The 9,991-nt window shown below is 25.8% G+C and carries 8 protein-coding genes and 1 pseudogene; 8 read left to right on the top strand and 1 reads right to left on the bottom strand.

From position 1 onward, the window contains the following. Nucleotides 1-28: 28 nt before the first annotated feature. The 8 genes and pseudogenes from murC to speD all read left to right on the top strand — a co-directional run bounded on the left by murC (nucleotide 29) and on the right by speD (nucleotide 8,286). Nucleotides 29-1,476: pseudogene (gene murC / locus AB4W64_RS01105) on the top strand (UDP-N-acetylmuramate--L-alanine ligase). A gap of 9 nt (nucleotides 1,477-1,485) precedes the next feature. After that, entirely contained in the window at nucleotides 1,486-2,403 is a 918-nt protein-coding gene (locus AB4W64_RS01100; protein ID WP_367678216.1) for a D-alanine--D-alanine ligase, read from the top strand. Nucleotides 2,404-2,560: 157 nt separating this feature from the next. Then, complete coding sequence (gene ftsA / locus AB4W64_RS01095; protein ID WP_367678215.1) at nucleotides 2,561-3,817, top strand: cell division protein FtsA; 1,257 nt, start codon at nucleotides 2,561-2,563, stop codon at nucleotides 3,815-3,817. A 52-nt stretch (nucleotides 3,818-3,869) separates the two neighbouring features. After that, nucleotides 3,870-5,027, top strand: coding sequence for a cell division protein FtsZ (gene ftsZ, locus AB4W64_RS01090; RefSeq protein WP_367678214.1), 1,158 nt, complete (start codon nucleotides 3,870-3,872; stop codon nucleotides 5,025-5,027). Between the two features lie 225 nt (nucleotides 5,028-5,252). After that, nucleotides 5,253-5,597 carry an iron-sulfur cluster insertion protein ErpA gene (gene erpA, locus AB4W64_RS01085; protein WP_367678213.1) on the top strand — a complete coding sequence of 115 codons (345 nt, stop codon included), beginning with the start codon at nucleotides 5,253-5,255 and terminating at the stop codon, nucleotides 5,595-5,597. Nucleotides 5,598-5,662: 65 nt separating this feature from the next. Further along, the gene (locus AB4W64_RS01080) at nucleotides 5,663-6,361 is read left to right on the top strand and encodes a 5'-methylthioadenosine/adenosylhomocysteine nucleosidase (RefSeq protein ID WP_367678212.1); all 699 of its coding nucleotides are present in this window, start codon (nucleotides 5,663-5,665) and stop codon (nucleotides 6,359-6,361) included. Between the two features lie 246 nt (nucleotides 6,362-6,607). Beyond that, nucleotides 6,608-7,471 carry a polyamine aminopropyltransferase gene (gene speE / locus AB4W64_RS01075; protein WP_367678211.1) on the top strand — a complete coding sequence of 288 codons (864 nt, stop codon included), beginning with the start codon at nucleotides 6,608-6,610 and terminating at the stop codon, nucleotides 7,469-7,471. Nucleotides 7,472-7,497: 26 nt separating this feature from the next. Further along, a complete protein-coding gene (gene speD, locus AB4W64_RS01070) occupies nucleotides 7,498-8,286 on the top strand; it encodes an adenosylmethionine decarboxylase (protein WP_367678210.1) in 789 nt (262 codons plus the stop codon). Between the two features lie 273 nt (nucleotides 8,287-8,559). Here speD and lpdA read toward each other — a convergent pair whose 3' ends face one another. Continuing rightward, entirely contained in the window at nucleotides 8,560-9,981 is a 1,422-nt protein-coding gene (lpdA, locus tag AB4W64_RS01065; protein ID WP_367678209.1) for a dihydrolipoyl dehydrogenase, read from the bottom strand. Between the last annotated feature and the right edge of the window lie 10 nt (nucleotides 9,982-9,991).

Genomic DNA, 9,991 nt, shown 5'->3' with positions numbered 1-9,991 from the left:
ATAAATATTAAACTTAAAAGAAAACACTATGAATCGAGAACAAATAAAAAAAATTAATTTTTTTATTCCTAATAAAAAAAAAATAAAAATATTTATCTAATTGGTATTGGTGGTATAGGAATGGTAGGAATTGCTTTAATTTTATTAAAATTAGGATATAAAATTAGTGGTTCTGACTTATTAAAAAGCTCCATTACAACAAAATTAAAGAAGTTGGGGGCAATAATATATTTTCAACATTCTGAAAAAAATATAAAAAATATAGATTTTATAATAAAATCTAGTGCTATAGAAGAAAATAATAAAGAACTAATTGCTGCTAAAAAAAATAATATTCCTGTATTATTAAGAGCTGAAATGCTTCAAATACTAATGAAATTTAAATTTGGAATAGCTATTTCTGGAACACATGGAAAAACCACTACTACTTCCATGATTTTAGATATATATAAAAATAGTGGATTAAGTCCTACTGTTATCAATGGAGGTTTGATAAAATCTATAAACTCTTATGCGCAACTTGGATCTTCTCGTTACTTTATTGTAGAAGCAGATGAAAGTGACGCTTCTTTTCTCTATCTAAATCCTATGATAGGTATTGTAACTAATATTGAATCTGATCATATGGATCACTATAAGAATAATTTTAAAAAACTAAAAAAAACATTTTTAAAATTTTTAAAAAAAATTCCATTGCATGGAACGGCTATAGTATGTATAGATGATCATAATATTTGTGAAATTTTACCGCATATTAAATGTAAAGTAATAACTTATGGATTTAATAAGAACGCAGACATTCGTGTTTTTCGCTATCAACAGGATGCTTTTATTGGATATTTTACATTAATTATCAAAAATAACATAGAATTAAATATAACATTAAATATTCCTGGTAGACACAATGCATTAAATTCAGCCGCTGCTGTCGCTCTTGCCATTTCTGAAGGTATAAAAAAATCTGATATAATTTTATCATTAAAAAATTTTCAAGGTACTTGCAGAAGATTTGAATATTTGGGTTTATTTTCTGTTAAAAACAATATTAAACAAAATGTTAATGCTATGTTGATAAATGATTATGGACATCATCCTACAGAATTATATGAAACTATTAAAACAATTAGGCTCAGTTGGCCAAATAAAAATTTAATAATGATATTTCAACCCCACCGATACACACGAACATATAATTTATATTATGATTTTGTTAATGTTTTATCTCAAGTTGATACTCTTTTAATATTAAATGTATATTCTGTAAATGAAACATGCATTCCTGGAGCAGATAGTTTTTCACTATGTCAGGATGTACAAAAAAAAGGAAACATTCATGCTACTTTAATTTCTGATAATAACTTAATATTAGATGTCTTGATTTCTAGATTAAATGGAAATGATATTATTTTGATACAAGGAGCAGGAAATATAGATCAAATAATACATAAAATATTGATTCAAAAAAAAATAATATAAAGTGATAAAATGAATAAAAAAATAGCAGTTTTGTTAGGAGGAACATCTTCTGAAAGAGAAATATCTATTAAATCAGGACGAGCTGTGCTTAAAAGTTTACTAAAATCTGGATTTCAGGCATATCCTATTGATTTACAATCTTACTCTATTATTCAACTAAAAAAAGAAACATTTGATAAAGCATACATTGCGCTACACGGAAAAGGTGGTGAAGATGGTAGCATTCAAGGAGTTCTTGAATATTTAAAAATACCTTACACAGGAAGTGGAATTATGGCTTCATCTATCTCTATAGATAAATTTAGAACTAAATTATTATGGAAGTCTATTGATCTTTTAACCGTACCTGATATTTATATAACAAAAAAAAATAAAGCATCTTTATACTTTTCTGAAAGACAAAAAATATTAGAATTAGGTTTACCTATTTTAGTAAAACCAAACAGTCAAGGATCTAGTATAGGTATTACATTAGTCTCATCTATTGAAGAAATAGATTCTGCTATTCAAAAAGCATTCAAATACGACGATAATATTTTAATTGAAAAATTTATAGAGGGAAAAGAATATACTGTTTCTATTCTTAATAATCAGGTACTACCGTCTATTCGTATATCAACAAAACATTATTTTTATGATTATAATGCTAAATATAAATCTTCTTCAACTCAATATTTTTGTCCAAGTGGATTAAACATAACACAAGAAAAAGAATTAAAAAAAATAGTAATATCTGCATGGAAAATACTAGGATGTACTGGATGTGGAAGAATTGATGTAATATTAGATCAAGAAAATAAATTTTGGCTGTTAGAGGTAAATACTATACCTGGTATGACTAAACGTAGTTTATTACCTATATCTGCGCAAGAAGTTGGGATATCATTTGATGAATTAGTATTATTAATTTTAGAAACAAGTATTTAATTTATTTTACATAATATTTTTTACCCTATTGTATATAAAAACAAGAAAAATATATTTTTTATAAAATTTTATTATCAGATCATAAATAAAAAAAAATAAAAAATGATATTTTATTAAAAAGTAATAACTAAAGTAATACAGTACAGGCTAAAGAATAATGATTATATCACAGGATAGAAAATTAGTAGTGGGATTAGAAATTGGTACTACTAAAGTAGTAACTGTAGTAGGAGAAATATTGATAGATAATACAATTAAAATTATCGGATTTGGCACTTGCTCTTCTAAAGGAATAAATAAAGGACGTATAAATAATTTAGATACAGTAGTTACTTGTATACAAGAATCTATACATAAAGCTGAAACTATGGCAGATTGTCAAATTACTTCTGTATATTTATCTTTATCTAATAAATATATTCACTGTCAAAACGAAATAGGAATAGTTCCAATCTCTGAAGATGAAGTTACAAAAGAAGATTTAGAAAATGTAATACACATTGCAAAATCTGTTAAAATTCTTAATGAACATCATATATTACATGTCATTCCAAAAGAATATTCAATTGATCAACAATCTGGAATAAAAAATCCTATAGGTTTATCTGGAGTACGTATGCAAGTAAAGGCTCATCTGATTACTTGCCATAAAAATATGGCTAAAAATATAGTTAAAGCTGTAGAAAAATGTGATGTAAAAGTTGATCAAGTGATTTTTTCAGGTCTCGCTTCTAGTAAAGCTGTCTTAACTAAAGATGAACGTCAGCTCGGCGTATGTATGATTGATATAGGAGGAGGTACAATAGATTTTACTATTTATATTAACGACGCTATAGAACATAGTCAAGTCATCCCATATGCAGGTAACATTGTAACTAGCGATATTTCATATGCTTTTAGTACTTCTTATTCTGATGCAGAAAACATGAAAATTCAATATGGTTCTGTAATAAAACCACCGTTAGGTTCATCAAAAAACATTGATTGTTCTAATATAAATGGAAACTTTCAAAACAATTTACAACAAGATGCATTAATAGAAGTAATTGAATCAAGATATGTTGAATTGTTATCTTTAGTAAAAAATAAAATTTTACATGTACAAAAAAAACTTTATAAAAATGGAGAAAAATATGAATTATTGAGTGGTATAGTGCTCACAGGAGGAGGATCAAAAATTTCATTTTTAACTGACTGCGCACAAAAAGTATTCCAAAAAAAAGTACGAATTGCTACACCTTTAAATATTTCAGGATTAATAGAAAATATCACGGAACCAAATTATTCAACAGTAATTGGTTTATTGCATTATAGTAAAGAATTTTATATTAATATTGACAAGAAAAAAAAAGAAATTTCTTTCATTGAGACATGGTTTCAAAAAATTAATAACTGGTTTCAAAAAGAATTTTAAAAAAACTATGCTTAAAATTTTATAAAACAAAGATAGATAATGGAAATAAATTATGTTTGAACCTGCAGAATTAAGTAATAACGCAATAATAAAAGTAATTGGTGTTGGAGGTGGCGGTGGAAATGCAGTAGAACATATGATTAAGGAGCATATTGAAGGTGTGGAGTTTTTTGCTATTAACACTGATGCACAAGCTTTAAGAAAAGTAGAAGTAGAACAAACTATACAAATAGGTAATAATATCACTAAAGGATTGGGTGCTGGGGCAAATCCAGAAATCGGACGGACTTCTGCAGAAGAAGATAAAGAACTTTTAAAATCTGCACTAGATGGTTCCGATATGGTTTTTATAGCAGCTGGAATGGGCGGAGGAACAGGAACTGGAGCAGCTCCTGTAGTGGCAGAAATCGCAAAAGAATTAGGTATTTTAACTGTAGCAGTAGTAACAAAACCTTTTAATTTTGAAGGTAAAAAAAGAATGATTGTTGCTGAGCAAGGAATTATTGAATTATCAAAATATGTAGATTCTTTAATTACTATTCCAAATGATAAATTATTAAAAGTTCTTAGTCGGGGAATATCTTTACTTGATGCTTTTAGTGCTGCTAACAATGTTTTAAAAGGAGCAGTACAAGGTATTGCTGAATTAATTACACGGCCTGGTTTAATGAACGTAGACTTCGCTGATGTACGTACTGTAATGGTAGAAATGGGATATGCTATGATGGGGACTGGAATAGCTTCTGGAGAAAATCGTGCAGAAGAAGCCTCGGAAATAGCTATATCTAGCCCTTTATTAGAAGATATAGATTTATCTGGTGCACGTGGTGTACTAGTTAATATTACAGCTGGTTTTGACTTAAAATTAGATGAATTTGAAACAGTTGGAAATACTATTAGATCTTTTTCTTCTGACAATGCTACAGTTGTAATAGGAACCTCTTTAGATCCTGATATGAATGATACTTTACGAGTAACAGTCGTAGCTACAGGTATTGGCATCGAAAAACAGTTAGGAGATATTAATCAAATAAAAAATAAATCATCTAGAGAAGTATTAATGGACTATCGCTATCAATATTTAAATATATCTCCAACAAAAATAGAAAAAAAAATCACAAAAAAAGAAATAATAAATACAGAAAATAAAAAAAACCAAGAAACAGAATATTTAGACATTCCATCTTTTCTTCGTAAAAAATCAGATTAATTTTTTAAAATGAATAATAGATTAAAAAATATTATATTAAATATTAGTTGATAATGTCATTGTTTTAATAACCTGCGCCAATAAAGACTAGATTATCTATCGGCGCATGGAACTGTTTTTTTATAAAAAATAAAAAAATACATAAAATATTTAAAAAATATTTATTTATGATAATATTAAAATGAAAAAATTTATGCTTAAAAAAAAATTTTGAGAATATAAATAATGAAAAAAAAATATAATAATTATCTCGATTTTACTGACAAAGCAGCTCAAAGAATAAAAGATTTAATAACAATTAAAAAAAATAATAATTTAAAACTAAGAATTTATATCAATGGTGGTGGATGCAGCGGTTTTCAATATCAATTTATTTTTGATGAAAAAATAAATAAAGATGATATTATAATCAATAAATCAGATATTTCATTGATTGTTGATCCTATTAGCTTACAATATTTATATGGAGGAAAAATAGACTATTTAGAAAATTTAGAAGGCTCTAAGTTTATAATTTCTAATCCAAATGCAAAAAATACATGTGGATGCGGTTCATCATTTAGCATTTAAAAAAATAATTAGATATATTAATAATATTCTATAACTTTATTAAAATTAAATATAAATTGTATAAAATGAAAATTGGAATAATAGGTGCAGTAAAAAAAGAAGTTGAAATGCTAAAAAAAATAATACATTCATTTACACCAAAAAACGTTAAAAATTATACTATTTACGAAGGAACATCAACAAACAATAAAATTTTTTTAATACAATCAGGTATTGGAAAAGTTTGTGCTAGTATATCTACTATGAATCTTATTCATTTATGTAATCCTGACGTTATAATTAATAGTGGTTCTGCTGGAAGTTTAACTTCATCACTAAAAATAGGAGACATAATTATTCCTAAAGAAACATGTTATTACGATGTAGATTTAACAAACTTTGGTTATAAAATAGGACAGATACCTCAATATCCAAAAAAATTTTTAATTAATAAAATAATGTTTAATTCTTTTAAAAAACAAAACACTACTATAGATCACTTAAATATTATGATGGGACTTATTGTTAGTGGAGATTCATTTATTAGAAAAAATATGTTAATAAAAAATAATTTTCCTTCTGCAATAGCTGTTGATATGGAATCAACTGCAATAGCTCAAGTTTGTCATAAATTTACAATTCCTCTTATTGTTGTAAAATCTATATCTGATTTATCTGACAATAATGCTACTATAAATTTTAAAAAAAATCTTTCAATTGCATCATTACGATCTGCTGAATTTGTGAAAATTATTTTAGAGAATTTTATGGAAATAATTCAATAAATAATATTTTACTCATAGTATTTCTAATAAAAAATGTATTTAAGTAATAATATTTTGGAACATGTATTATAAATTTATTATTGAACATATTAAATTAACTTTAAAAAAATAATTTTTTTCTATAAAAATCATTTTCCTTCTTGCAAAAAAAAACCTAAAAATCTATTTTTCACTATACTCGTAATTTTTTATTAATCCCAAAATACTCTATAACGTTATATTTTTATAGGATACATAAATACAATCATGGCTAATAAAAAAATATGGCATGAAAAACTGTATTGCCATCTTGGACAATATTTTTTAATTGACAAATTATTATATGAAACAAAAACTGAATATCATAAAGTAATTATTTTTGAAAATTCTAATTTCGGGAAAATTATGGCAATAGACGATATTGTTCAAACAACCGAAAAAGATGAATTTATATACCATGAAATGATGACTCATATTCCTATATTTTCTCATGGATCAATCAAAAACGTACTAATCATAGGAGGAGGAGATGGAGGTATCCTACGTGAAATATGTAAACATAAAGATATTAAAAATATTACTATGGTAGAAATTGATATTAATATTATTAATTTATGCAAAAAATATTTTCCAAATCATAATAAAAATGCTTATGAAGATTCTCGTTTAAAATTAATTATTGATGATGGTTTGAATTTTACAAAAAAAACGAAAGAAAAATTCGATCTTATAATATCGGATTCTACAGATCCTTTAGGTTGTGGAAAAAATTTATTTCGTTCAGAGTTTTATTACAATTGTAAAAATTGTCTTGATAAAAATGGTATTTTTGTAGCACAAAATGGCGTTTTTTTTCTCCAAAAAAATGAAACTATTACAACTTATAAAAAATTAAAAAAATATTTTTATGATACAAAACTTTACCATGCAGCCATTCCTACTTATTATGGTGGAATTATGATCTTTGCATGGGGTACTAACAATATAGAATTAAATAAAAAAAGAAATTTGATTAATTTACAATCACGGATAAAATCTACAAAACTAGATTTTAATTACTATAATGCTAAAATTCATATAAGTAGTTTTTATTTACCTCAATATATTCTTAATGCATTAAATGAAAGTTAAAATCCTTTTATAGGAGAGTAATTAAATTGCAAAAACTAAAATTATATGGCTTTAATAATTTAACTAAGAGCCTAAGTTTTTGTATCTATGATATTTGCTATGCGAATACTAATGATTCACGCAATAGTTATATTTCTTATATTGATGAACAATATAATGCTATTCGATTAACTAAAATTTTAAAAAAAACTTGTTCAATTATTGGTGCTAATGTTTTAAACATATTTCATCAAGACTATGAACCTCAAGGAGCAAGTGTAACTATTTTAGTATGTGAAGAACCTATAAATTTAGATAAAATTAATGTTTTAAACAATAATATTGTATCATCTTCCGTTCTTGCTCATTTAGATAAAAGTCATATATGCGTACACACATATCCAGAAAGTCATCCTCAAAGTGGCATTTGTACTTTTAGAGCTGATATTGAAGTATCAACATGCGGGATTATATCACCTTTGAATGCCTTAAATTATCTTATACATCAATTAGAATCTGATATCGTCACTATTGAATATCGTGTTAGGGGTTTTACTCGAGACATTCATGGTATTAAACATTTCATTGATCATAAGATAAGTTCTATTCAAAATTTTATGTCTGATAATATTAAGTCAATGTATGACATGGTGGATGTAAATGTACATCAAGAAAATATTTTTCATACTCGTATGCTATTAAAAGAATTTAATTTAAAAAATTATTTATTTAATATCTGCATAGATGATTTAAAACGAGAGGAACAATCTTATATTATAAATTTATTATGGAAAGAAATGAGAGAAATATACTATGGTAGAAATATATCTATCTAAGAATTTAATTTATAGTGATATAAATATTGAAAATAATATACTTTAATAAGGTATATAATTATAGGATATAAAAAAGTTATATATTTTTTATATTGAAAATGATACTAACAAATAAAATAAAAAAACTTGTAGGACGTAGTATAGATCATGATTGATCTAAATTCATCAATAGAATATTTTTTTTAGAAAAAGAAAAGATTATAGAAATTTAATTTCTATAATCTTTTCCTTTTCTAAAAAAAATATTCTATTCATTCATATTTTGAATGGTAATTATTTTTTGCATTTCACATTAAATAAATCTGTTATAGTGCCTTGAAAAATTTCTGCAGACAACCCTATTGATTCATACAGAGTAGGATGAGCATGTATTGTTAATGCAAGATCTTCAGCATCACATCCCATTTCAATTCCTAAACTTACTTCGCCGATTAATTCGCCAGCATTCGTACCTACTATAGCACCACCAATAATTTTGTTGCTATTTTTATTAAAAATTAACTTTGTTATACCTACACTACAATTAGAAGCAATAGCCCTGCCTGATGCACTCCAAGGAAAAGAGGCAACTTCATAATCTATATTTTCTTTTTTAGCTTCTTTTTCATTCAATCCTACCCATGCAATTTCTGGTTCAGTATACGCAATAGAAGGAATCACTGCAGGTTCAAAAAAATGATTTTTTCCAGCAATTACTTCTGCTGCAATATGCCCTTCATGTGTGCCTTTATGAGCTAACATAGGAAAACCGGTAACATCACCAACAGCATAAATATGAGATATATTTGTCTTTAATTGTTTATCAACTTGAATAAAACCAAAATCATTTATTTTTAATCCTATTTTTTCTAGTCCTAAACCATGAATATTAGGAGTTCTTCCTATTGCTATTAATATAGCATCATAACATATATCTTTTTTATTAGAATTATCTTGTATCATTTCAACTATTAATTCATTTTTTCTTTCTTTAATTTTATCAAGATGAGTATTTAACATTAAATTAAATTTTTTATTAATAGACTTTATATATACATCAGCAATATCTCTATCTAATGAAGGTAGAAAATCTTTAAAACGATCAATCACATCAACTTTCGAACCTAATGCACTATATATTGTAGCCATTTCTAACCCAATAATTCCACTGCCTATAATTAAAAAACGATTGGGTATTTTTTTTAATGATAAAGCATCAGTTGAATCCCATATACTTTCATTATTATAAGATACTGAAGGAATTTTAATAGGTTGAGAACCTGTTGCAATAATTGCATGTTCAAAAAGAACAGTAAATTTTTTTTCTTTCTCTTCAACTAGAAGGCTTGTATCAGTATTAAAAACAGCTTTTCCTTGAATAATTCTTATTTTTCTTTGCTTCCTCATATAAGAAAGACCATCAGTAAGTTTTTTTATAACACTTTCTTTCCAAAGTTTAATTTTTTTTATGTTAAGAACTGGTTCGCTAAAAGAAACACCGGTACTAGACAGTTCTTTTGCTTCCTGAATAACCTTAGCTATATGCAATAATGATTTTGAAGGTATGCATCCAACGTTTAAACAAACACCTCCTAATGTACTATATTTTTCTATTAACAAAACATCTAATCCTAAATCTGCACAACGAAAAGCTGCAGAATAACCAGATGGACCTGAACCAATCACTACAACCTGTACATAAATTTTTTGATCCATTATAACCTCT

The organism is Buchnera aphidicola (Brachycaudus tragopogonis) (genome assembly GCF_964059175.1).
In the GTDB taxonomy this organism is placed as follows: domain Bacteria; phylum Pseudomonadota; class Gammaproteobacteria; order Enterobacterales; family Enterobacteriaceae; genus Buchnera; species Buchnera aphidicola_BM.
This window is presented reverse-complemented; position numbering and strand designations above follow the sequence as displayed.